This is a genomic window from Mycobacterium sp. TKK-01-0059, from assembly GCF_000709305.1.
GTDB classification, from domain to species: Bacteria; Actinomycetota; Actinomycetes; order Mycobacteriales; family Mycobacteriaceae; genus Mycobacterium; species Mycobacterium intracellulare.
Genome location: NZ_KL446993.1, coordinates 3,159,281 through 3,182,411 on the forward strand (window position 1 = coordinate 3,159,281; position 23,131 = coordinate 3,182,411).

General features: G+C 67.9%; 20 protein-coding genes. 9 read left to right on the top strand and 11 right to left on the bottom strand.

The window, feature by feature from the left end; all coding sequences use genetic code 11:
- Window positions 1-3 precede the first annotated feature (3 nt).
- The 5 genes from K883_RS15260 to K883_RS15280 all read right to left on the bottom strand — a co-directional run bounded on the left by K883_RS15260 (window position 4) and on the right by K883_RS15280 (window position 5,238).
- A complete protein-coding gene (locus K883_RS15260; protein ID WP_008254633.1) occupies window positions 4-1,158 on the bottom strand; it encodes an Mrp/NBP35 family ATP-binding protein in 1,155 nt (384 codons plus the stop codon).
- A gap of 167 nt (window positions 1,159-1,325) precedes the next feature.
- Entirely contained in the window at window positions 1,326-2,648 is a 1,323-nt protein-coding gene (locus tag K883_RS15265; protein WP_179945071.1) for a lytic transglycosylase domain-containing protein, read from the bottom strand.
- 104 nt (window positions 2,649-2,752) lie between these two features.
- A complete protein-coding gene (locus K883_RS15270) occupies window positions 2,753-3,295 on the bottom strand; it encodes a DUF1003 domain-containing protein (protein WP_008254638.1) in 543 nt (180 codons plus the stop codon).
- Window positions 3,292-4,599 carry a magnesium transporter MgtE N-terminal domain-containing protein gene (locus K883_RS15275; protein WP_020821921.1) on the bottom strand — a complete coding sequence of 436 codons (1,308 nt, stop codon included), beginning with the start codon at window positions 4,597-4,599 and terminating at the stop codon, window positions 3,292-3,294. Before K883_RS15275 ends, K883_RS15270 begins: the two co-directional genes overlap by 4 nt.
- Window positions 4,600-4,659: 60 nt before the next feature.
- Complete coding sequence (locus K883_RS15280) at window positions 4,660-5,238, bottom strand: DUF4190 domain-containing protein (RefSeq protein WP_036454862.1); 579 nt, start codon at window positions 5,236-5,238, stop codon at window positions 4,660-4,662.
- 183 nt (window positions 5,239-5,421) lie between these two features.
- On the opposite strand from K883_RS15280, the gene K883_RS15285 reads away from it, so the two are divergent.
- The 6 genes from K883_RS15285 to K883_RS15310 are packed head-to-tail and all read left to right on the top strand — an operon-like array spanning window position 5,422 to window position 10,922.
- Window positions 5,422-5,949 (top strand): YflT domain-containing protein, encoded by a 528-nt coding sequence (locus K883_RS15285; RefSeq protein WP_008254647.1) that lies wholly within the window; start codon window positions 5,422-5,424, stop codon window positions 5,947-5,949.
- A gap of 23 nt (window positions 5,950-5,972) precedes the next feature.
- On the top strand, window positions 5,973-7,385 hold the full coding sequence (locus tag K883_RS15290) for an extracellular solute-binding protein (protein ID WP_020821923.1): 1,413 nt from the start codon (window positions 5,973-5,975) through the stop codon (window positions 7,383-7,385).
- Between the two features lie 50 nt (window positions 7,386-7,435).
- Window positions 7,436-8,320 carry a carbohydrate ABC transporter permease gene (locus K883_RS15295; RefSeq protein ID WP_020821924.1) on the top strand — a complete coding sequence of 295 codons (885 nt, stop codon included), beginning with the start codon at window positions 7,436-7,438 and terminating at the stop codon, window positions 8,318-8,320.
- Window positions 8,310-9,149: a carbohydrate ABC transporter permease gene (locus tag K883_RS15300; protein ID WP_014711072.1), complete on the top strand. Its 840-nt coding sequence runs from the start codon at window positions 8,310-8,312 to the stop codon at window positions 9,147-9,149. Before K883_RS15295 ends, K883_RS15300 begins: the two co-directional genes overlap by 11 nt.
- Window positions 9,150-9,153: 4 nt before the next feature.
- The gene (locus tag K883_RS15305) at window positions 9,154-10,332 is read left to right on the top strand and encodes an ABC transporter ATP-binding protein (protein WP_020821925.1); all 1,179 of its coding nucleotides are present in this window, start codon (window positions 9,154-9,156) and stop codon (window positions 10,330-10,332) included.
- A complete protein-coding gene (locus tag K883_RS15310; protein ID WP_020821926.1) occupies window positions 10,329-10,922 on the top strand; it encodes a suppressor of fused domain protein in 594 nt (197 codons plus the stop codon). The genes K883_RS15305 and K883_RS15310 overlap by 4 nt, the downstream gene beginning before the upstream one ends.
- 82 nt (window positions 10,923-11,004) lie before the next feature.
- On the opposite strand, the gene K883_RS15315 is transcribed toward K883_RS15310, so the two are convergent.
- Both K883_RS15315 and corA read right to left on the bottom strand, forming a co-directional pair.
- Window positions 11,005-11,898 (bottom strand): type IV toxin-antitoxin system AbiEi family antitoxin domain-containing protein, encoded by an 894-nt coding sequence (locus tag K883_RS15315; RefSeq protein WP_008254658.1) that lies wholly within the window; start codon window positions 11,896-11,898, stop codon window positions 11,005-11,007.
- A 136-nt stretch (window positions 11,899-12,034) separates the two neighbouring features.
- Window positions 12,035-13,129 (bottom strand): magnesium/cobalt transporter CorA, encoded by a 1,095-nt coding sequence (corA, locus tag K883_RS15320; RefSeq protein WP_036455550.1) that lies wholly within the window; start codon window positions 13,127-13,129, stop codon window positions 12,035-12,037.
- Window positions 13,130-13,309: 180 nt separating this feature from the next.
- Between corA and K883_RS15325 the strand changes: the two genes are divergently transcribed.
- The 3 genes from K883_RS15325 (at window position 13,310) to K883_RS15335 (ending at window position 16,442) form a co-directional block, all read left to right on the top strand.
- Window positions 13,310-14,299 (top strand): malate dehydrogenase, encoded by a 990-nt coding sequence (locus K883_RS15325; protein WP_014711077.1) that lies wholly within the window; start codon window positions 13,310-13,312, stop codon window positions 14,297-14,299.
- A gap of 74 nt (window positions 14,300-14,373) precedes the next feature.
- Window positions 14,374-15,573, top strand: a complete 1,200-nt coding sequence (locus K883_RS15330; protein ID WP_020821929.1) for an NAD(P)-dependent malic enzyme — start codon at window positions 14,374-14,376, stop codon at window positions 15,571-15,573.
- Complete coding sequence (locus K883_RS15335; protein WP_020821930.1) at window positions 15,570-16,442, top strand: glycine betaine ABC transporter substrate-binding protein; 873 nt, start codon at window positions 15,570-15,572, stop codon at window positions 16,440-16,442. The genes K883_RS15330 and K883_RS15335 overlap by 4 nt, the downstream gene beginning before the upstream one ends.
- Before the next feature lie 5 nt (window positions 16,443-16,447).
- Here the strand turns inward: K883_RS15335 and K883_RS15340 are convergent, their stop codons facing one another.
- From K883_RS15340 to K883_RS15355, 4 genes are all read right to left on the bottom strand, one after another.
- Window positions 16,448-17,299, bottom strand: a complete 852-nt coding sequence (locus K883_RS15340) for an SDR family NAD(P)-dependent oxidoreductase (RefSeq protein ID WP_020821931.1) — start codon at window positions 17,297-17,299, stop codon at window positions 16,448-16,450.
- 111 nt (window positions 17,300-17,410) lie between these two features.
- The gene (locus K883_RS15345; RefSeq protein WP_014711081.1) at window positions 17,411-18,238 is read right to left on the bottom strand and encodes an SDR family NAD(P)-dependent oxidoreductase; all 828 of its coding nucleotides are present in this window, start codon (window positions 18,236-18,238) and stop codon (window positions 17,411-17,413) included.
- A gap of 81 nt (window positions 18,239-18,319) precedes the next feature.
- Window positions 18,320-22,042, bottom strand: a complete 3,723-nt coding sequence (locus K883_RS15350; RefSeq protein ID WP_036454866.1) for a multifunctional oxoglutarate decarboxylase/oxoglutarate dehydrogenase thiamine pyrophosphate-binding subunit/dihydrolipoyllysine-residue succinyltransferase subunit — start codon at window positions 22,040-22,042, stop codon at window positions 18,320-18,322.
- A gap of 292 nt (window positions 22,043-22,334) precedes the next feature.
- On the bottom strand, window positions 22,335-23,114 hold the full coding sequence (locus tag K883_RS15355; RefSeq protein ID WP_029385054.1) for a hypothetical protein: 780 nt from the start codon (window positions 23,112-23,114) through the stop codon (window positions 22,335-22,337).
- Window positions 23,115-23,131 lie beyond the last annotated feature (17 nt).

Genomic DNA, 23,131 nt, shown 5'->3' on the forward strand with positions numbered 1-23,131 from the left:
GTTTCAGCGGCCTTTGGGATCGAGCCCGAGCGATACGCCGGCCAGCCCGCGCCGACGTGAGGACAAACTGTCGGCCACCCCGCGCAGCGCCTTGCCCACCGGCGAATCCGGCGCACTCAGTACCAGCGGAACGCCGGAATCGCCCGCGGCCACCAGCTCGGGATCCAGCGGGATCTGGCCCAGCAGCGGCACATCGGCGCCGACCGCGCGCGACAACCGCTCGGCCACCTGCTCGCCGCCGCCCTCACCGAACACCTTCAGCGTCGAGCCGTCCGGCAACGTGAGCCCGGACATGTTCTCCACGACGCCGGCGAGGCGTTGGCGCGTCTGCAGCGCGATGCTGCCGGCCCGCTCGGCGACCTCGGCCGCCGCCAGCTGTGGCGTCGTCACCACCAGAATCTCCGCGTTGGGGATCAGCTGAGCCACCGAGATGGCGATGTCGCCGGTCCCCGGCGGCAGATCGAGCAGCAGCACGTCCAGGTCGCCCCAGTAGACGTCGGCCAGGAACTGCTGTAGCGCGCGGTGCAGCATCGGTCCGCGCCACACCACCGGAGTGTTGCCCTCGGTGAACTGAGCGATCGAGATGACCCGCACCTCGTGCGCGATGGGCGGCAGGATCATCGACTCGACCTGGGTGGGCCGGTCGGTGGTGCCCATCATCCGGGGGATGGAATGGCCGTGGATGTCGGCGTCCAGCAGCCCGACGGACAGGCCGCGGGCCGCCATCGCCGCGGCCAGGTTGACCGTGACGGTGGACTTGCCGACCCCGCCCTTCCCGGACGCCACCGCATAGACCCGCGTCAGCGAATTCGGTTGTGCGAACGGGATAATCGGCTCGCGGGCGTCACCGCGCAGCTGCTTGCGCAGCTCGGTGCGCTGTTCGTCGCTCATCACGTCCAGGGTGACCTTCACCGCGCCGGTGCCCGGGACGTCGGAGACCGCCTGGCTGACCCGGTCGCTGATCTCGTTCTTCTTCGGACAGCTGGCGGTGGTCAGATAGATCGCGACGTGAACCGAGCCGTCGGGTTCGGTGTCGATGCTTTTGACCATCCCGAGATCGGTGATGGGGCGCCGCAGTTCGGGGTCGATCACCTTCCCCAGTGCGGTGCGAATCGCCGCGCTCAGGTCGGCTGCGTCAGAAGAGTCGTGGCTGGACATCACCGCCGAGTGTAGGCGTGCGCGACGGAGCGGTTGGGCGGCGACCCGCTCAGGATCGTTTGGCGGCGACCCGCTGCGCCCGGCCTTGCCGCGCTTGCGATCGCCGCGGGGTCAGTTGGCGGCGACCCGCTGCGCCCGGCTTCGCCGCGCTTGCGATCGCCGCGGGGTCAGTTGGCCGGGCCCGGCGTGGGCTTAAGCGGCGCTGACGCGTTCGGCGCCGCCGGGGGAGCGGCCGGCTTGGGCGACGGTGCGGCTTGCGGCGCAACCGGGGGTGCCGGCGGCGCGATCGGTGCCGGGGGCGTGACGACATCCGGGGGCGGCGGAGCGAACGGCGGCTGCGCGAAGGGCGCAGGCGGCGCGAACGGTGGCGGGGGCCCCGCGGGCGCCGCGCTTTGGGTGCCGATGCAGATCACGGTGCACCCGGGAAGTTGGGTCGGCGCCTGCTGAGGCGTGGGAGACATCCAGGGGAACATCGGCGGCGGACTGACCATCGCCGGGCTGCTCAGGTCGATCAGCGGCACGCGCGCCAGCGGGTCGTCCATCGGCAGGCCGTTGATGTTCATCGGCAGGTTGGGTCCGAGCCCCTCGGGATGCTCGAGGTGCGCGTCGCCCAGCGGCGGCGGCGGTCCGGTCATCGGCGGCAGGTCGACCGGGACGACGCCCGTGGCGTAGGCTGCCGCCCAGCCCAGCACGTTCTGCGCGTAGGGCATCGAGTTGTTGTAGCGCAGAATCGCGGCCAGCACCTGCGACTGATCACGCAGGTTCAGCCCGCCGCTGCACAAGTACCGGGCGGCCGCGAGCGTCGAGTCGAACAGGTTCTGCGGGTCGGCCACGCCGTCGCCCTTGCCGTCGGAGGCGTAGCGCGCCCAGGTCCCCGGCAAGAACTGCATCGGTCCCATCGCGCGGGCGTAGGTGACGCGACTGCCGGCGCTGCTCTGGATGATGACCTCGTTGCCGGGCAGCGTGCCGTCCAGCGACGGGCCGTAGATCGGGTTGATCGCGGTTCCGCGTGCATCCACCGCACCGCCGCCCGCGTGGCCCGATTCGATGCGCCCGATGCCGGCCAGCAAATTCCAGCTGACGCCGCAACCCGGGGCGGCGACGGCCATCTTCTGCTCCGCATTGCGGTAGGCGGCCAATGCGATGCTCGGAATGCCCAGTGCGCCACGCGCATTGACGATCATCGCCGGCGGCGGCGCGGACAGCGCGGGCTCGGCGACGTGAAAGGCGGTGGGGCTGCGGTCGATTGGGACGATGGCGGGCCCGGAGAGGTCCGGGAAGGAGGGCGAGACCGCGGCCACCGGAGTGACGGCGGCGTGGACCGGCGGCATGTGCGCCGGAAGTTCAGGAGCCGCCCCGCTGACGGCGCCCGCGAAGACCAATGGAGTAATCATGGCGACGCCGAATATCGGCTTGCGCGTGTTCCGAAGTGCTCGCTGCCGCACAGTCGCGGCGGCCGGGCTCGCACCCCGGCTTCCCCCTATGCGCACTCGACCGTCCTAGTGTGAGCTGGGCGTACTTTCTGTTAGCTCGGTGAACCAGATCACCATACATAACTCTTGTGACACGAGTGGCGCAATGGTTGAAGAGGTTCTCACCTGGATTTCTTAGCCGCGCGCTCCAAGTTGTCGCCCTGCCGCGGAGGCCCCGAGTCCGGGGTCCCGGGCTGCAGATTGGCCAGCCTTTCGCGCAGGTCATCCAGCTCGTGGCGCAGGTATTCACGCGTCACCACCTCGCCGACGGCCAGGCGTAACGCGGCCAGTTCGCGGGCCAGGTACTCGGTGTCGGCCTTGGTCTGGGCGGCGCGACGGCGGTCCTCTTCGAGCGTGACGCGGTCGCGGTTCTCCTGCCGGTTCTGCGCCAGCAGGATCAGCGGGGCCGCGTAGGCGGCCTGGGTCGAGAACGCCAGGTTCAGCAGGATGAACGGGTAGGGGTCCCAGCGCACCGTCACCGCGAACAGGTTCAATGCAATCCACACGAACACCACGACCGTCTGCAGCAAAAGGTAGCGGCCGGTGCCGAAGAACCGCGCGATGGACTCGGTGAATTGCCCGACGGTCTCGGGGTCCAGCCGCGGCGAGTATCTGCGCGATGTCCGCGGGGTGTACAGCCCTCGCGGAGCCGTGGATTTGCTCACGAGGATCCTCCCAGTCCTTCGAACCGGCCGGCGGTGTCGAGTTCTTGCATGTCCACGCGCCAGTCGTGCGGCAGCAGGTGATCGAGCAGGTCGTCCACCGTGACCGCGCCCAACAGGTGGTTCTGGTCGTCGACGACGGGACCGCACACGAGGTTGTACGCGGCGAGGTAGCGGGTCACGGCGACCAGCGGAGTCTCCGGTGTCAGCGTGAGCAACTCGCTGTCGACGATCCCGCCGACCAGCTCGGCCGGCGCCTCGCGCAGCAGCCGCTGCAAGTGCACACAGCCCAGGTAGCGGCCCGTCGGCGTCGCCGTCGGCGGCCGCGCGACAAAAACCATCGACGACAGGGCGGTGCTCAGGTCCGGATCGCGGACCCGTGCCAGCGCCTCCGCGACCGACGTGTCGGGGGTGAGCACCACCGGATTGGAGGTCATCAGGCCGCCCGCGGTGTCCGGCGAATGCGTCAGCAGCCGGCGCACGGGGGCGGACTCGTCGGGGTCCATCCGGGTCAGCAGCATCTCGGCGTCGGTGGGGTTCAGCATGCCGAGCAGGTCGGCGGCGTCGTCGGGATCCATCTCCTCGAGCACGTCGGCCGATCGCTCGGTGCCCAGCTGCGAGAGGACCTCGGCCTGATCCTGTTCCGGCAACTCCTGCAGGATGTCGGCCAGCCGGTCGTCGTTGAGCGCCCTGAGCACCTCGTAGCGGCGCTTGGCCGGCAGTCCGCGGATCGCGTCGGCCACATCGACCGGCTTGCGCCCTTCGAACTGGCCCAGCAGCTGCGCCACGCCCTGCCCCGGCAAGGCCAGGGCCGACGGGGTCAAACCCTGCACGCTCTGCCAGGCCACGACGTGCACGGGACCGCGCCGTCCGAGCCGCCGATGGGTGCGCACGGCGACCCGGCTCACCATCCAGTCGCGCGTCCGGTTCTGTTCGATGCCCAGGTCGGTGACCACCACGTCGAGGCCGGCCAGCTCCGGCAGTTCGGGGTCGTTGACCTTGACCTGAGTGTCCAGCACCTGACCGATCGCCAGCACCTCCCCGGGTCGCTGCACGAAGTGGCGTAGGGACACGTTGCCGGTGCTCAGCGTCACGGCGTTGGGCTCGATGGACGCGACCCGCAGGATCGGGATGAAGATGCTGCGCCGGGTCGCGAGATCGACGACCAGTCCCAGGACCCGCGGCTGCTGGCGGACGATGCTGATGCTGACGACCACGTCGCGGATCCGACCGACGGATTCCCCGAGCGGACCCAACACCAACATTCGCGCGAGCCGCGCGATGTACACCCTGTTGACCGATCCCATGGAAGTAGAGCCTAGGCAGCCGCCGGCCCGATGGCAGACCGGCCGGGGGCGGTCAGGCCGTTAATGCGTGCGCAGTGTGAAGAGCACGACCACCAAAATCACCACCAGCGTGGCGATTCCGATGACGATGCCGGCGACCGCCAGGCCGAAGCCCTCCTGCCGGGTCCGCTTGATCTGATCCAGGGCGATCGCGCCCAGCACTATGGCGACGATTGAGCCCAGCCCGCACAACAGGCCGGTGAACGACGCGATGAGCGAGGCGATCGCCAGCGCGTTGGTTCCGGTCACAGCGGCTTGAGTGGGATAGCCGCCCTGGTAGTCCGGTGGCGGGTAATAGCCCGGATATCCGTGCGCCCCGTAGGGGGGCGGGCCGCCGTACGGCGGTGGCGCCATCGGGTAGGGCGGTCCGAAGTAGCCGGGCGGTTGTTCGTACCCAGGGGGCGGTGGGACGGGCGGGGGATACGACGGCGGGTACCCGGCCGGGTGGTCGGTGGGACCCGGCGGCGGGTACGCCGGGGGCGCCGAATCGGCGGCGGGGGACTCCCAGGGGGCGGGCTCGGAGGCTTCGCCGCCGGTGGGGGGCGAGTCGGTGTTGTCGTCGTGGCCGCCCTCGCCGAAGCCGCCGCCGGGAGCTGTCATGGTGTTCAACCTAACCCATGCGCCGCCGGTGGCCGTGGGGGCGAAACGTCAGCGCGCCACGGGCGCCCGGGACGGTTCCCGCCACCCCGTGCACCGTGTTTTCGCAGGTGGCGGAAGGCCGGCGGTTAGGCTGGGGAGGGCCTGAGATGAAACCATCCCCAAGGCGGAGGACAATGAACGGCGATGACTAATCCTTACCAGCCTGGGCAGGTTCCCGGCGCGACACCAGGAAACGCGACGGGGCGTGGACGAGGCGCGCCCGGACTGCCGACGCCGCCCAGGGGCTGGCCGGTCGGGTCCTATCCCACCTACGCCGAGGCGCAGCGCGCCGTCGACTATCTGTCCGAGCAGCAGTTCCCGGTCCAGCAGGTGACGATCGTCGGGGTCGACCTGATGCAGGTGGAGCGGGTCACCGGCCGGTTGACGTGGCCTAAGGTGCTCGGTGGAGGCGTGCTGAGCGGGGCGTGGCTGGGCCTGTTCATCGGCTTGGTGCTGGGTTTCTTCAGTCCCAATCCCTGGGGTGCGCTGATCACGGGCCTGGTCGCGGGTGTCTTCTTTGGGCTGATCACTTCGGCCGTTCCGTACTCAATGGCCCGTGGCACAAGGGATTTCAGTTCGACCATGCAGTTGGTGGCCGGCCGTTACGACGTGCTGTGTGACCCGCAAAACGCAGAGAAGGCGCGGGACCTGTTGGCGCGCTTGGCGATCTGAGGCGCCCGCGAGAGGTGTGATCGGTGGTGAGTCGTCGTGGGCGCGTACGCCGGGCAGGCGCGATCGCGCTGGCGACGCTCACCATCGCCGCGGCGGCACCCGCGTGCGCTTCGGGAACCCGCGGGCTGGTAATCAGCTTCTACACCACGGCCGCCGACGGCGCGACGTTCACCGCGGTCGCTCAGGATTGCACGAAGCAGTTCGATGGCCGCTTCGCCATTCAACAGATCAGTCTGCCCAGAGCCCCCGGCGAGCAGCGTTTGCAGCTGGCGCGGCGCCTGACCGGTCGCGACCGCACGCTGGACGTGATGTCGCTCGATGTGGTGTGGACGGCCGAGTTCGCCGAGGCGGGCTGGGCGCTACCGCTGTCCGACGATCCCGCGGGGCGCGCCGAACCCGACGCGACCGCCGACGTCCTGCCGGGCCCGCTGTCGACCGCGCGCTGGGAAGGCAAGTTGTTCGCGGCCCCCATCACAACGAACACCCAATTGCTTTGGTATCGGCCCGATTTGGTGCGTCAGCCGCCGCGAACCTGGGATGGGATGGTGCGCGAGGCCACCAGATTGCACGCCGCGGGGCAGCCCAGCTGGATCGCCGTGCAGGCCAATGAGGGCGAAGGCCTGGTGGTCTGGTTCAACACGCTGCTGGCCAGCGGGGGCGTCCAGGTCCTCTCGGAGGACGGCCGCCGCGTCACGTTGACCGACACGCCGGCGCACCGGGCCGCCACCGTCGGTGCGCTGCGGACCCTCAAATCCGTGGCGACCGCGCCCGGGGCCGATCCGTCGATCACCCGCACCGACGAGGGCACCGCGCGGTTGGCGGTCGAACAGGGCAGGGCCGCACTCGCGGTCAACTGGCCGTATGCGCTGGCATCCATGCTGGAGAACGCGGTGAAAGGCGGTGTGCCCGTTCTGCCGCTCAACCACGATCCGCGGCTGGCCGGCAGCATCAACGACGTCGGGACGTTCGTGCCCAGCGACGAGCAATTCCGCATCGCCTATCAGGCCAGCCAGAAAGTCTTCGGCTTCGCGCCGTATCCCGGTGTGGCGCCGGGCCATCCGGCCAAGGTGACCATCGGCGGGGCGAACCTGGCGGTGGCCAGCACCACCCGCCACCGCGCCGAGGCGTTCGAGGCCATCCGCTGCCTGCGCAGCCTGCAACATCAGAAGTACGTGTCGATCGCAGGCGGCCTACCCCCGGTGCGCACGTCGCTGTATTCCGATCCGCAGTTCCAGGCCAAGTACCCGATGTACACGATCATCCGCCGGCAACTCACCGACGCCGCGGTGCGCCCGGCCACGCCGGTCTACCAGGCGGTGGCCATCCGATTGGCCGCGACGCTGAGCCCGATCACCGAGATCGACCCGGAGCGGACCGCCGACGAACTCAGCGCCGAGGTGCAGAAGGCGATCGACGGGAAGGGGCTGTTGCCGTGACGGCCACCGCCCCCGCAAGGCGCGCCCGGCCGTCTTCCGTCGCACCGCATTTGCGGACCCGAAACCGGCTCTCCGAACAGCGCTTGGCCTTGTTGCTCGTCGCCCCGGCGGCGCTTCTGATGCTGACGGTGACGGCCTATCCGATCGGTTACGCCGTGTGGTTGAGCCTGCAGCGCAACAACCTTGCCGTCCCCGGCGACACCGCGTTCATCGGCCTGGGCAATTACGTGACGATCCTGACCGATCGGTATTGGTGGACCGCGCTGGCGGTCACGCTGGGCATCACCGTCGTGTCGGTGTCCCTCGAATTCGTCCTGGGCCTGACACTGGCGCTGGTGATGCACCGCACCCTCGTCGGAAAAGGCTTGGTACGCACCGCGATTCTGATCCCGTACGGCATCGTCACCGTGGTCGCGTCGTACAGCTGGTACTACGCATGGACGCCCGGGACGGGCTACCTGGCCAACCTGCTGCCGCATGGCAGCGCACCGCTGACTTCGCAGATCCCGTCGCTGGCGATCGTCGTGGTCGCCGAGGTCTGGAAGACGACGCCGTTCATGTCGCTGCTGCTGTTGGCCGGGCTGGCACTGGTGCCAGAGGAGCTGCTGAAGGCCGCCCAGGTCGACGGCGCCGGCCCCTGGCGCCGGCTGACCGGCGTCATCCTGCCGATCATCAAGCCGGCCGTGGTGGTCGCCCTGCTGTTCCGAACCCTGGACGCGTTCCGCATCTTCGACAACATCTACGTCTTGACCAACGGCGCCAACAACACCGATTCGGTGTCGATCCTGGGCTACGACAACCTGTTCAAGGGGTTCAACGTCGGGCTCGGCTCGGCGATCAGCGTGCTGATCTTCGTGTGCGTGGGCCTCATCGCCCTACTGTTCATCAAGGTCTTCGGCGCGGCGACGCCCGGTGGTGACGTCGATGGCCGCTGACCGGCAGGACGCGCGGCGCACCGCGATCTGGGCCGTAATCGACACGGTGGTCGTGGTGTACGCGCTGCTGCCGGTGTTGTGGATCTTCAGCCTCTCGCTGAAGCCGACGTCAACGGTCAAGGACGGCAAGCTGATTCCGTCGTCGGTATCCCTGGACAACTATCGCGGCATCTTTCGCGGCGACATCTTCAGCTCGGCGCTGATCAACTCCGTCGGGATCGGGTTGATCACCACCGCGATCGCGGTGACCCTCGGGGCGATGGCCGGCTACGCGATCGCGCGCCTGAATTTTCCGGGCAAGCGGGCGCTGGTCGGCGCCACCCTGCTGATCACGATGTTTCCTGCGATCTCGTTGGTCACACCGTTGTTCAACATCGAACGCTTCGTCGGCCTGTTCGACACCTGGCCGGGCCTGATCCTGCCCTACATCACCTTCGCGCTGCCGCTCGCGATCTACACGTTGTCGGCGTTTTTCCGCGAGATCCCCTGGGATTTGGAGAAGGCGGCGAAAATGGACGGCGCTTCACCGGCGCAGGCGTTCCGCAAGGTGATCGTCCCCCTGGCGGCGCCGGGCGTGGTGACCGCCGCGATCCTGGTGTTCATCTTCGCCTGGAACGATCTGCTGCTGGCGCTGACCCTGACCGCTACCAAGGCGGCGATCACCGCGCCGGTGGCGATCGTGAACTTCAGTGGCAGTTCACAGTTCGAGGAGCCGACCGGATCGATCGCGGCCGGCGCCGTGGTGATCACCGTTCCCATCATCGCTTTTGTTCTAATCTTCCAACGACGAATCGTCGCCGGGTTGACCTCCGGCGCCGTGAAGGGATGACGCGATGGCCGAGATTGTGCTGGACCATGTCAGCAAGAGTTATCCCGACGGCGCCGTGGCGGTGCAGGACCTGAACATCACCATCGCCGACGGCGAATTTTTGATCCTGGTCGGCCCGTCGGGCTGCGGTAAGACCACGACGCTGAACATGATTGCCGGGCTTGAAGATATCTCCTCGGGTGAGCTGCGCATCGGCGGCGAACGGGTGAACGAGAAGGCGCCCAAAGACCGCGACATCGCGATGGTGTTCCAGTCCTATGCGCTGTACCCGCACATGACGGTGCGGCAAAACATCGCGTTCCCGTTGACGCTGGCGAAGATGCCGAAGCCCGAGATCGCGCAAAAGGTCGCCGAGACCGCCAAAACCCTTGACCTGACCGACTTTCTGGACCGCAAGCCCTCCCAGCTGTCCGGGGGACAGCGGCAGCGGGTGGCGATGGGCCGCGCGATCGTGCGCCATCCCAAGGCGTTTCTGATGGACGAGCCCTTGTCCAACCTGGATGCCAAACTGCGCGTCCAGATGCGTGGCGAGATCGCCAGGCTGCAAAAGCGGCTGGGCACGACGACCGTTTACGTCACCCACGATCAGACCGAGGCCATGACGCTGGGCGACCGGGTGGTGGTGATGCATTCGGGCGTCGCACAGCAAATCGGCACCCCCGATGAGCTTTACGAGCACCCGGCCAACCTGTTCGTCGCGGGCTTCATCGGCTCGCCGGCGATGAATTTCTTCCCGGCCACGTTGACGCCGATCGGGCTGACGCTGCCCTTCGGGGAGGTGATGCTCACACCGGACGTCCAAGAGGTGATCGCCCAGCACCCCACGCCGGGCAACGTCATCGTGGGCGTGCGGCCCGAGCATCTGTCCGACGCCGCGTTGATCGACGGTTACCAGCGCATCAGGGCGTTGACCTTCGAGGTGAAGGTCGACCTGGTCGAATCGCTGGGCGCCGACAAGTACGTGTACTTCTCCACGGCGGCATGGGCCGCGCACTCGGCGCAACTGGACGATCTGGCCGCCGAGGGAGACGCGCACGAAAACCAGTTCGTGGCACGGGTTCCCGCCGAATCCAAGGCGGTCATCGGGCAGTCGATCGAGTTGGCGTTCGACACGACACGGCTCGTGGTCTTCGACGCCGACTCCGGGGCCAACCTGACCATCGCGCCGTCGGACGCGCGGTGACGCAGCCGTTGGACCAGGTCCGTGCGCATGTACGCGCCCACTTCGGCGACCTCGAACCCGATTCGGCGAGCGTGACATTCCTCGGCACCGAAACCATCGAAGTGCTGCGATTCCGCGAGGCAAGCGGGCTGGTGCACTACGTCTCCCTGGGCTGCTCGCGCCACCCCATGACCGAACCGACCCTCGATATCGCCGACCCGGTGCGCGGGCCGCGGGCCGAAATCGTCCTGCAGTTGCGCGATCCCGGCCCGATCACCGGCATCGCCCGCAGCATCGCGATACTGGCGGCAACTCCCGCCGTCGAGGGCGCCGTGCTGAGTGCCGATGCGCTGATCGACCTCGGCTCGCCGCTGTGGGCGTCGCCGTCGCGGAAGGTGCCGTTCACCGCGGTGTTGCTGGGCCGCAGCGAGATCGCGGATCTGCCGCTGGAACCGCCCCGCGACCCGGTGCGCTTCCTGTCGGCGACCCCCATCACCGCGACCGAGGCGGCGTGGGTGCGGTTGAAAGGCGCCGAGGCGATGCGGCAAGCGTGGGATAACGACGGCGTCGATGTGCTGAACACGAATCGCCCCGCCGCACAACCCAACTGATTCTTGCCGAGCAGACGCAAAAGCACCCGACACGCCGAATAGTTGGGTGTTTTTGTGTCTGCTCGCGAGGGTTTGCGTGGGCTCAGCCCGCCATGCGGGGCGTCGTCAGATGACTGTTGATCCGCGCAATCAGGCCGACCGGATCTCGTCGGATGTCGTCAACTGTCATCGGAATACATGTCCAGCCGCACTCCTGTAGTCGCGCCGTTTTCAGTCGGTCGTGCAATAGGGCGTCGCGACCTACGTGCCATTCCACGCTGTCGTATTCGACGACGACCATGGCGTCTGGCCAGGCAAAGTCGGCGCGCCATAGTTTGCCGTGGCGGTCCAGGATGTTGTATTGCAGCTCTGGCGCGGGCAGTCCGCTGTCGATGAAAAGGAGCCGCGCTTCACTTTCCATGGGCGATTCGGCGCGGCCGTCGGCGTAGTCGACTAACTTGCGAACCTTCACGATCCCACGACGGCCCCGCTGCTTGCGGCATGCCGCGGTCAATTCCACTGCGGTGCAAGCGCCTGTGTGCAGGGCGGCATCAAGCGTCGCCAAAGCGCGCGACGGCCGTAGCGCTCGCGCTATTTCGATTGCCGTCCATGCGGGTGCCGTCGCAAGGCGACCGTTGACGTGTCGCAGCGGCGCACCGATTCGCTGATGCACCATGACCCCCGGCGACGGACGCATCCTGACGCCCGGATCGAGGACATGGAGCCGATAGGTGCTTTCGGTGTCGAAGCCGTACAGCCCGGCGGCGGTACCCAGACAGGCCACGACCGGCTGCCCAACCGCCAGGTCAAGCGCGGACAGCATGCCAGCTGTATCGGGCTCATGGCCGGAATAGACGCCGTGACATACCCGAATAAGCTTGCCGGACTTGATAAGTCCGGCCAAGCGTGTGCGAGACACCACAGTCAAAAGCTGGGCGGTCGTCGCCAGCCCGCCACCGTCGAAGAGCACGCGTTCGATGTCCACAGCTGTAAACATGCGGCAAAGCGCGCCATCCAAGTAGTCAGGCGCCCACGAGATGTAGACAGCTCTGCGACTGTGGATACGACCACCAGACGCAAAAGCACCCAACACGCCCAAGAACTAGGTGCTTTTGTGTCTGGTCGGCGAACCGTCAGAGCCAGTTGCGGTTGCGGAACTGGAAATACAGGACCAGGCAGACGACGACCATCACCGCCATCACCCCGGGGTAGCCCCACGTCCAAGTCAGCTCGGGCATGAAACGGAAGTTCATCCCGTAGATGGCGGCGACCATGGTGGGCACCGCCAGGATGCCGGCCCAGGCCGCCATCTTGCGCATGTCGTTGTTCTGCTGCATCCCGACGCGAGCCAACGCGGCCTGGATCAACGAGTTGAGGGTGTCGTCGTAGCTGGCGATCTGGTCGGCGGCCTCGGAGTGGTGGTCGGCGACGTCGCGCAGATAGCGCCGCAACTCCTTGGAGATCACGTCCTTGTTCTCCACCTGGATCCGGTGGAACGCGGCCGACAACGGGTTGACGCACCGGCGGAGCTCGACGACCTCGCGTTTGAGCAGATAGATCGGCTCGACGTCGATCTTGCTGCCCGGCGCAAAGGCCAAACCCTCGATGCTGTCGATGTCGGACAACATCAAACTGCTCACCTCGAGGTAGTGGTCCACCACGTGGTCGGCGATCGCGTGCATCACCGCGAAGGGGCCCAGCCGCATCTGCTCGGGGTCGCCGTCCATCCGCTTGCGCACCTCGGACAGTCCGCCGTGTTCACCGTGGCGGACCGTGACCACGAAGTCGCGGCCGACGAAGACCATGATCTCGCCGGTCTCGACGATCTCGCGGGCCAGCACCACCGATTCGTGCCGGACGTAATTGACGGTCTTGAGGACGAGGAACAGGGTGTCGTCGTACCGCTCCACCTTGGGCCGCTGATGGGCGCACACCGCGTCTTCCACGGCCAGCGGATGCAGGCCGAAAACGTCGGCCACCTCCTGCATCTGGGCCTGGCTGGGTTCGCGCAGGCCCACCCAGACGAAGCCTTCGTGCCCCTGCGCTTCGATCTCGCGCACCTTGTCCAGGGAGGCGGCGTAACCGATCTTGCCGGGCAGCCGGTGGCCGTCGGCGTAGACGGCGCAGTCGACGAGCGTCTCCTTGGCCGGTCGCGCGCTCGGCTGCGGTTCGGGTTCCTGCGCGAGGGGCCGAAGCGCTTCGGGCAGTGCGTCGAATCCTTGGAACACATCCACCTCCCTAGCAGCGCAGGTACCGACCAGGCGGTGCTCCATGCTACGCGTCCCGGCTGTTCAAAGCCTGACGATCTGCCCTGGTAGCGGACCGGAGAATGCGATCGAAAAAGGGTGCGCTAGTTTCGAGCCGAAACCTCAAATCCGCACGACCTTCTCCACAAGGAGTACATCGACGTGAGCGCAAGTCCTCTCAAGGTCGCCGTCACCGGTGCCGCCGGCCAGATCGGCTACAGCCTGTTGTTCCGCCTGGCCAGTGGATCGCTGCTGGGCCCCGACCGCCCGATCGAGCTGCGTCTCCTGGAGATCGAGCCCGCGCTCAAGGCGCTCGAGGGTGTCGTGATGGAGCTCGACGACTGCGCCTTCCCGCTGCTGTCCGGCGTCGAGATCGGCGCGGACGCGAACAAGATCTTCGACGGCGTCAACCTGGCCCTGCTGGTCGGGGCGCGGCCGCGCGGCCCGGGCATGGAGCGCAGCGACCTGCTGGAGGCCAACGGAGCGATCTTCACCGCCCAGGGCAAGGCGCTCAACGAGGTTGCCGCCGACGACGTCCGCATCGGCGTGACCGGCAACCCGGCGAACACCAACGCGCTGATCGCGCTGAGCAACGCCCCCGACATCCCCAAGGAGCGGTTCTCGGCGCTCACCCGGCTGGACCACAACCGGGCTATCTCGCAGCTGGCCCAAAAGACCGGCGCCAAGGTCACCGACATCAAGAAGATGACGATCTGGGGCAACCACTCCGCGACCCAGTACCCCGACATCTTCCACGCCGAGATCGGCGGCAAGAACGCCGCCGAGGTGGTCAACGACCAGGCCTGGATCGAGAACGACTTCATCCCGACCGTCGCCAAGCGCGGAGCGGCCATCATCGACGCCCGCGGCGCGTCCTCGGCCGCGTCGGCCGCCTCGGCCACCGTCGATGCCGCCCGCTCCTGGCTGCTCGGCAGCCCGGAGGGTGACTGGGTGTCGATGGCCGTCTACTCCGACGGCTCCTACGGCGTGCCCGAGGGCATCGTGTCGTCGTTCCCGGTGACCACCAAGGACGGCAACTGGTCGATCGTGCAGGGCCTGGAGATCGACGAGTTCTCCCAGGGGCGCATTGACAAGACCACCGCCGAGTTGGTCGAGGAGCGCACCGCGGTCACCGAGCTCAAGCTGATCTGAGCCTGGGCGCGAGGCCGGGTATGACCCAGCTCACCAATTAGGGCTACTAACGGGTAGTCAGTACCCTGAACCCCGTGTCCGAATTGCTTGAATCGATACAGACGCAGGCCGAGGATGGCGCCATCACCGACGCCGAGATCTTCGACGCACACGTAGGCGGCAAGCTTTCGGTCAGCCTGACGTCCCCGCTGGACACCCAGCGCGCGCTGTCGATCGCCTATACGCCCGGCGTGGCGCAGGTCAGCCGTGCGATCGCCGCCGACCACGCTCAAGCGGCCCGCTACACCTGGGCGAACCGGCTGGTGGCGGTGGTCAGCGACGGCAGCGCGGTGCTCGGCCTGGGTGACATCGGGCCGGCGGCGTCGTTGCCGGTCATGGAGGGCAAGTGCGCCCTGTTTCAGGCGTACGGCGGGCTGAACGCCATCCCGATCGTGCTCGACACCAAGGATCCCGACGAGATCGTCGAAACCCTGGTGCGCCTGCGCCCGACGTTCGGCGCCGTCAACCTCGAGGACATCTCCGCGCCGCGCTGCTTCGAGATCGAACGCCGGGCCATCGAGGCGCTGGACTGCCCGGTGATGCACGACGACCAGCACGGCACGGCCATCGTGGTGCTGGCCGCGCTCATGGGCGCCAGCAAGCTGCTGGGCCGGGACATGAACTCGCTGAAGATGGTGGTGTCCGGGGCCGGCGCCGCCGGTGTCGCGTGCACCAATCTCCTTATGGTGATGGGTGTTTCGGACATCACCGTCCTCGACTCGCGCGGAATCCTGCACACCGCTCGGGACGACATGAACGACGTCAAGGCGGCCCTGGCGCGGCGCACCAATCCCGACGGCCTGACCGGCAGCGCGGCGGAAGCCCTCCGCGGCGCGGACGTGTTCCTCGGCCTGTCGGGCGGCGTGGTCCCCGAAGAGATGATCGCCACGATGGCACCCAACGGGATCGTATTCGCCCTGTCCAACCCCGATCCGGAGATCCACCCCCAGATCGCGGCCAAATACGCCTCGGTGGTGGCCACCGGCCGCAGCGACTTCCCGAACCAGATCAACAACGTGCTGGCATTCCCCGGGGTGTTCCGCGGCGCGCTGGAGGCGGGTGCCCGCCGGATCACCGAGAAGATGATGGTCGCCGCGGCCGAGGCGATCTTCTCCGTCGTCAGCGACGACCTTGCCCCCGACCGGATCGTCCCCAGCCCGCTGGACCTGCGCGTCGGGGAGGCGGTTGCCGCGGCCGTGGCGATCGCCGCCGACACTTCCGTCTCCGCGGGGTGAAAATCGGCAGGCTGGCGGCACCGCTGCTCGCCGCCATACTCGCCGTTTCCGGTTGCGCGACCGACACCGGCGGCGATCCTCGCGCCCGCGCGGAGGTCGTGGTCGGGTCCCGGACTGATGCCGAATCGGCGCTGCTGGCCGGCATCTACGTGGCCGCCTTGCGGTCCTACGGATTCGGCGCGCGGTTCCAGCCGACCACCGACCCGAAGGCCCAATTGGATTCGGGCGCAATCACCGTCGTTCCCGCCTTCACCGGCCGGGTGTTGCAACGCCTGCAGCCCAGCGCCACGGCGATGTCCGACAAAGACGTCTACCGAGCGATGATCGCCGCCTTACCCGAGGGCATCGTGGCGGGCGACTACACGACCGCCGCCGAGGACAAACCCGTGCTGCTGGTGAGCCGGGCCACCGCCAAGGCATGGGGCGGCAGCGACGTCAGCGCGGACTTGAACACGCTGCCGCGGCACTGCGCCGATCTCGTCCTCGGGACCGTCGCCGGCCACCGCGCGCCGTCGGCCATCGGCCCCTGCCGCCTTCCGGACCCGCGTGAATTCCCGGATGGCGCAACGATGTTCGCGGCGGTCGCGTCCGGACGGCTGACCGCGGCATGGACGACCACCGCCGACCCCGGCGTCCCCGCCGACCTGGTCGCGCTGGCCGACACCAAGCCCACGCTGATCCGGGCCGAGAACGTGGTGCCGCTCTATCGGCGCAACGCGCTCAGCGAACGGCAAGTGCTGGCGATCAACGAGGTGGCCGGCGTGCTCGACACCGCGGCCCTGGTTGACATGCGCCGGCAGGTGGGTGCCGGCGCCGACCCGCAGGCGGTGGCGGCGGGCTGGTTAGCCGAACACCCGCTGGGGCGCTGAACAAATCAGCGCTTGGGCAGCAGCCGGTGCACAACCTGCTGAAGCCGGCTCATCACCGGCCCGCCCAGCAGCAGCTCCGGCCGCGAACCCGTCAGCCGCACGACCAGGTCCATCGCCTTGACGTCCGGCCCCACCAGCACCCGGGCCTTGTTCTTGCGCACCCCTTCGAGGATGAGCTGAGCAGCCCGCTGCGGGGTGGTCTTGGCCTGCTGCTCCTCGAACAGGCTGGCCAGCTCGGCGTGGTCGAGCCCCTCGACGCCGGTGGCGTTGCGGGCGAACGCGGTTTTGATGCCGCCCGGATGCACGGTCGTCACCCGCACCGGGTGACCGGCGCGCGCCATCTCCTGGTGCAGCGCCTCGGTGAACCCGCGGACGGCGAACTTGGCCGAGACGTACGCCGCCTGGCCGGGCGCGGAAAACAGGCCGAGCGCGCTCGAGATGTTGATGACGTGTCCGTCCCCGGAGGCGATCAGGTGCGGGAGGAACGCCTTGGTGCCGTTGACCACGCCCCAGTAGTCGACGTCGATGACGCGTTCGATGTCCTTGAAACGGCTGTCCTCGATAGAACCGATGAACGTGATGCCGGCGTTGTTGTAGATCTGGTTGACCGCGCCGAAGTGCTCGTTGACCGCGTCGGCGTAAGCGAGGAAGGCGCTGCGCTCGGTCACGTCGAGCTGGTCGGATTTGACCGGCGCGCCGATCGCCGCCAGTTGCTCAGCGGTCTGCGCCAGCCCTGCGGTGTCTACGTCGCTGATCGCGACCTTGGCGCCGGCGCGACCGAGCTCGACCGCCAGCGCCTGGCCGATGCCCGAGCCCGCGCCCGTGACCACGGCGACCTTGCCGGCGAACCCATCCATGCAACACTCCCTCGACCAGGCTTGACCGCGTTGAGGCTAATCGTTACCAGCGATGGTGGCTAGCGCAGGGCGAAACGGTGAACGCGCGCGCCCGTCACACTGAGAGATCGATCACTGCTTCGGCAGCAGCCGGCCCATGACGGGGCCGAACAGCTGCTGATACCCCGAACCCGTCAGGCGCACCAAGATGTCCAACACCTTGGCGTCCACGCCGACGAGCACCCGCGCCTTCTTCTTGCGCACCGCGTCGAGGATGATCTGGGCCGCGCGCTGCGGGGTGGTCTTGGCCAGCCGCTTGTCGAACAACTTGGCCAGCTCGGCCTGGTCGAGGCCCTCGGCGGTGGTGGCGTTGCGGGCGATCGCGGTCTTGATGCCGCCCGGATGCACCGTGGTCACCGCGACCGGGTGGCCGGCGGCCACCATCTCCTGGCGCAGCGCCTCGGTGAAGCCGCGGACGGCGAACTTCGCCGAGTTGTAGGCCGCCTGCCCCGGCACCGAAAAGAGCCCGAACACGCTGGAGACGTTGATGACGTGCCCGTCGCCGGACGCGATCAGGTGCGGGAGGAACGCCTTGGTGCCGTTGACCACGCCCCAGAAGTCGACGTCCATCACGCGTTCGATGTCCTTGAACTGGCTGACTTCGACGTCGCCGGTGAAGGCGATCCCGGCGTTGTTGTAGATCTGGTTGACCGTGCCGAAGTGCTCTTTGACCGCGTCGGCGTAGGCCAGGAACGCTTCGCGTTCGGTCACGTCGAGGCGATCCGCCTTGACCTGGGCGCCGATCGCCTTCAGCTGCTCCTCGGTCTGGGCCAGGCCCTCGAGGTCGACGTCGCTGATGGCCACCTTGGCCCCCGAGCGCCCCAACTCGACGGCCAGCGCCTGCCCGATACCCGAACCCGCGCCCGTCACCACCGCGACCTTGCCGGCGAATCCTTGCATGAGCACCCTTCCTAGTCGGCCCGTTTGCGTCGAGGCTAGCCGGTACCGGCGGTCCCACTCTCTTCGGGTGTGAACGGCGAATCAGCCGAAGGCCGTGTCGATGATCTCCTGCTGCTCGACGGCGTGCACCTTCGACGAGCCCGACGACGGGGCCGACATCGCCCGGCGGGAAATCCGCTTGAGCCCGGTCAGCTTGTCGGGCAGCAGCTCGGGCAATTCCAGGCCGAAGCGCGGCCATGCGCCCTGGTTGGCCGGCTCTTCCTGGACCCAGAAGTACCCCTGGACGCTCGGGTAGCGGTCCAGCGTTTCGCCCAGCCGGCGCTTCGGCAGCGGGGCGAGCTGCTCGATCCGCACGATCGCCACGTCGTCCCGGTTGTCCTTGGCCTTGCGGGCCACCAACTCGTAATAGAGCTTGCCGCTGGTCAGCAGGACCCTGCTGACCTTGCCGCGATCGCCGATGCCGTCCTCGTAGGTCGGCTCTTCGAGCACCGAGCGGAACTTGATCTCGGTGAAGTCCTTGACGTCGCTGACCACCGCCTTGTTGCGCAGCATCGACTTGGGCGTGAACACGATCAGCGGGCGCTGCACGCCGTCGAGTGCGTGCCGGCGCAACAAGTGGAAATAGTTGGACGGTGTGGACGGCATCGCGATCGTCATCGAACCCTCCGCCCACAGCTGCAGGAAGCGCTCGATGCGGCCGGAGGTGTGGTCGGGACCCTGCCCTTCGTGGCCGTGCGGGAGCAGCAGCACCACGTTGGACAGCTGGCCCCACTTGGCCTCGCCGGAGCTGATGAACTCGTCGATGATCGACTGCGCGCCGTTGACGAAGTCCCCGAATTGGGCTTCCCACAGGACGAGCGCGTCCGGGTTGCCCACGGTGTAGCCGTACTCGAAGCCGACGGCCGCGTATTCCGACAGCGGGGAATCGTAGACCAGGAACTTGCCGCCGGTGGGGGTGCCGTCAGGGTTGGTCGCCAGCAGCTGCAGCGGCGTGAACTCCTCGCCGGTGTTGCGGTCGATGATCACCGAGTGGCGCTGCGAGAAGGTGCCGCGCCGGGTGTCTTGCCCCGATAGGCGCACCAGCTTGCCCTCGGCCACCAGCGAGCCGAGCGCCAGCAGTTCGGCGAAGGCCCAGTCGATCTTGCCCTCGTACGCCATCTCCCGGCGCTTCTCCAGGACCGGCTGCACCCGCGGGTGCGCCGTGAAGCCCTCGGGTAGCGCCAGGAACGCGTCACCGATGCGGGCCAGCAGCGCCTTGTCCACTGCGGTGGACAGGCCCGCGGGCAGCATCTGGTCGGCCTCCACCGATTCGCTGGGCAGCGCGCCGTGCTTCTCCAGCTCGCGGACCTCGTTGAACACCCGCTCGAGCTGGCCCTGGTAGTCGCGCAGGGCGTCCTCGGCTTCCTTCATCGAGATGTCGCCGCGGCCGATCAGGGCTTCGGTGTAGCTCTTGCGGACCCCGCGCTTGATGTCGACGACGTCGTACATGGCGGGGTTGGTCATCGACGGGTCATCGCCTTCGTTGTGCCCGCGCTTGCGGTAGCACAGCATGTCGATGACGACGTCCTTCTTGAACTCCTGCCGGAAGTCGACGGCCAGCTTTGCCACCCACGCGCACGCCTCCGGGTCGTCGCCGTTGACGTGGAAGATCGGCGCCCCGATCATCTTCGCGACGTCGGTGCAGTACTCGCTGGATCGTGAGTACTCCGGCGCGGTGGTGAAGCCGATCTGGTTGTTGGCGATGATGTGGATGGTGCCGCCGACGCGGTAACCGGGCAGGTGGGTCAGGTTGAGGGTCTCGGCGACCACGCCCTGACCGGCGAACGCCGCGTCGCCGTGCAGCATCATCGGCACCACCGAGAAGGCCTTGTCGTCCCCCTGGTCCTCGGCGCGCCGGTCCAGCAGGTCCTGCTTGGCGCGCACCAGGCCCTCCAGCACCGGGTCGACGGCTTCCAGGTGCGACGGGTTGGCGGTCAGCGACACCTGGATGTCGTTGTCGCCGAACATCTGTAGGTACACGCCGGTGGCGCCCAGGTGGTATTTGACGTCGCCGGAGCCGTGCGCCTGCGCCGGGTTGAGGTTGCCCTCGAACTCCGAAAAGATCTGTGAGTACGGCTTGCCGACGATGTTGGCCAGCACGTTGAGCCGGCCACGGTGCGGCATCCCGATGACCACCTCGTCGAGCCCGTGCTCGGCGCACTGGTCGATCGCCGCGTCCATCATCGGAATGATGCTTTCCGCGCCCTCGAGTGAAAACCGTTTCTGCCCAACGTATTTGGTCTGCAGGAAGGTCTCGAAGGCCTCGGCCGCGTTCAGTTTGCTCAGGATGAACTTCTGCTCGGCCACCGTCGGTTTGACGTGCTTGGTCTCGACGCGCTGCTGCAGCCACTCCTGCTGCTCGGGATCGAGGATGTGGGTGTACTCCACGCCGATGTGGCGGCAGTAGGCATCGCGCAGCAGGCCCAGCACATCGCGCAGCTTCTTGTACTCGGAACCGGCGAAGCCGTTGACTTTGAACACCCGATCGAGATCCCACAGCGTCAGGCCGTGGTTGAGGATCTCGAGGTCGGGGTGGCTGCGGAACCGGCTGCCGTCCAAGCGCAGCGGGTCGATGTCGGCCATCAGGTGGCCGCGATTGCGGTATGCCGCAATCAATTCCATCACCCGGGCGGTCTTGTCGACGATCGAGTCCGGATTGTCGGTGCTCCAGCGCACCGGCAGATACGGGTTGCCCAGCTCGCGGAAGATCTCGTCCCAGAACGCATCCGAGAGCAGCATCTCGTGGATCGTGCGCAAGAAGTCGCCGGATTCCGCGCCCTGGATGATGCGGTGGTCATAGGTCGAGGTCAGCGTGATCAGCTTGCCGATCCCCAGCTCGGCGATGCGTTCCTCGCTGGCGCCCTGGAACTCGGCGGGGTACTCCATGGCGCCGACGCCGATGATGGCGCCCTGGCCGTTCATCAGCCGCGGCACCGAGTGCACGGTGCCGATGGTGCCCGGGTTGGTCAGCGAAATCGTCACGCCGGCAAAGTCTTCGGCGGTCAGCTTGCCGTCGCGGGCCCGCCGCACGATGTCTTCGTAGGCGGTGACGAACTGCGCGAACCGCATGGTCTCGCAGCCCTTGATGCCGGCCACCACCAAGGAACGCTTGCCGTCCTTGCCCTGCAGGTCGATAGCCAGCCCCAGGTTGGTGTGCGCCGGGGTGACGGCGGTGGGTTTGCCGTCGACCTCGGCGTAGTGCCGATTCATGTTCGGGAACTTCTTGATCGCCTGCACCAGCGCGTACCCGAGCAGGTGGGTGAATGAGATCTTGCCGCCGCGCGTGCGCTTGAGTTGGTTGTTGATGACGATCCGGTTGTCGATCAGCAGCTTGGCGGGAACGGCGCGCACGCTGGTCGCCGTCGGCACCTCCAGCGACGCCGACATGTTCTTGACGACGGCCGCCGCGGCGCCGCGCAGCGTCTGCAACTCGTCGCCTTCGGCCGGCGGGGGGGCGGCGGCCTTCGCGGGGCGCGCCGGGACCCCGTTGCCGGCGGCCGTGCTGACGGGGGGCGCCGTGCTGGCGGGGGGCGCGGGCTTGGGGCTTTCGGGGGCCGCCGGGGCCGGCTTGGCGGGGGCCGCGGCCTGCCGGCCATCGCCCGTGGTCGGGGTGGCCGTCGCCGCCTCGCCCGTCGGCTCGGGGTTGTAGTCGACGAGGAACTCGTGCCAGCTCGGATCCACCGACGAGGGGTCATCGCGGAACTTGCGGTACATCTCCTCGACCAGCCATTCGTTTTGACCGAATGGTGAACTTATGTTGCTCACGACCGCAGTTCGCCTCAATCCCTTTGTCCTACAGGGCCACCGCAGCTATCGCGCGGTGCCTGCACCCTCGTCTGCCCGGCGCGCCGAGCACCTCATATCCATGGCGGTACCCATTGCTGCCGCCCTATAAAGGCTAACCTCTCGCCACCAATCCGCCAGGGCGACCGGGGGCCTCGGGGCGGGGGCTAGCCCGACGGCGGCGACCCGCCGCGCCCGGCTGGGACTATGCGGCGACCCGCTGCGCCCGGCTACGCCGCGCTGGCGATCGCCCCGGCCGCGCTTGCGATCGCCGCTAGCCGGCTTCGTGGATCGGGGGCACCAGATGCAGCGCGCGGGGCCAGCGCCCGGGTGGGGGGCCGAAGGCCCGGTTGGCGTTGCGGACCATCTTCTTGCCGGCGAGGTAGTTGCCGACCGCTCCCACCACTACCCCGATCCCGACCGGCAGCAGTTTGCCGAACAACAGGGCGCCCCTCCGCACCGTGTACTTCCTGACCCACGACTTGAGCAGCCGCGAGTTCAGTCCCGACATCGACGACAGCGGAAGCGCGGCCAGGCTCTCGGAGATCCAGCCGCCGTTGGTGCGCCGCGGACCGATCAACTGCGTGACGGCTTGCTCGCTGTTGTCACCGACGAGCACCGCCAGCACCAGGGCGCGGCGCCGTTCCCGGTGATCGGCCGGAATGTCGTGGACCACCGCGACCGCCAACACGAAGAACGCGGTGGCCTCGAGGAACGTCACCGTTTCCGCCGCCGCCGCGGACAGGGCACTCAACGTGCCGATTCCGGGGACGGTCGCCGCGGCTCCCACCGCAACACCGCCGGCCGTCACCATGGCCACGTAGCGCTTCTGCAGCTTGGCCAGGATCTCGGCCGGGCTGGCATCGGGATCGGCGTTGCGCAGCCGGGTCACATAGGCCTCGGCGGCGGGGCCCTGTATCCGCGAGCTGCGCTCGATGACCTGCGCCAACGCCCGCGCGGACATCTTGGGTCGACCGTTCTTGCCGGTCGGCGCCTCTCCCGCGTTGGCCATGGTGAATAACCGCTTCGGCGACCTGTTCCGTCGGGCCCGCATAGTGTCTCTCCTGCAAA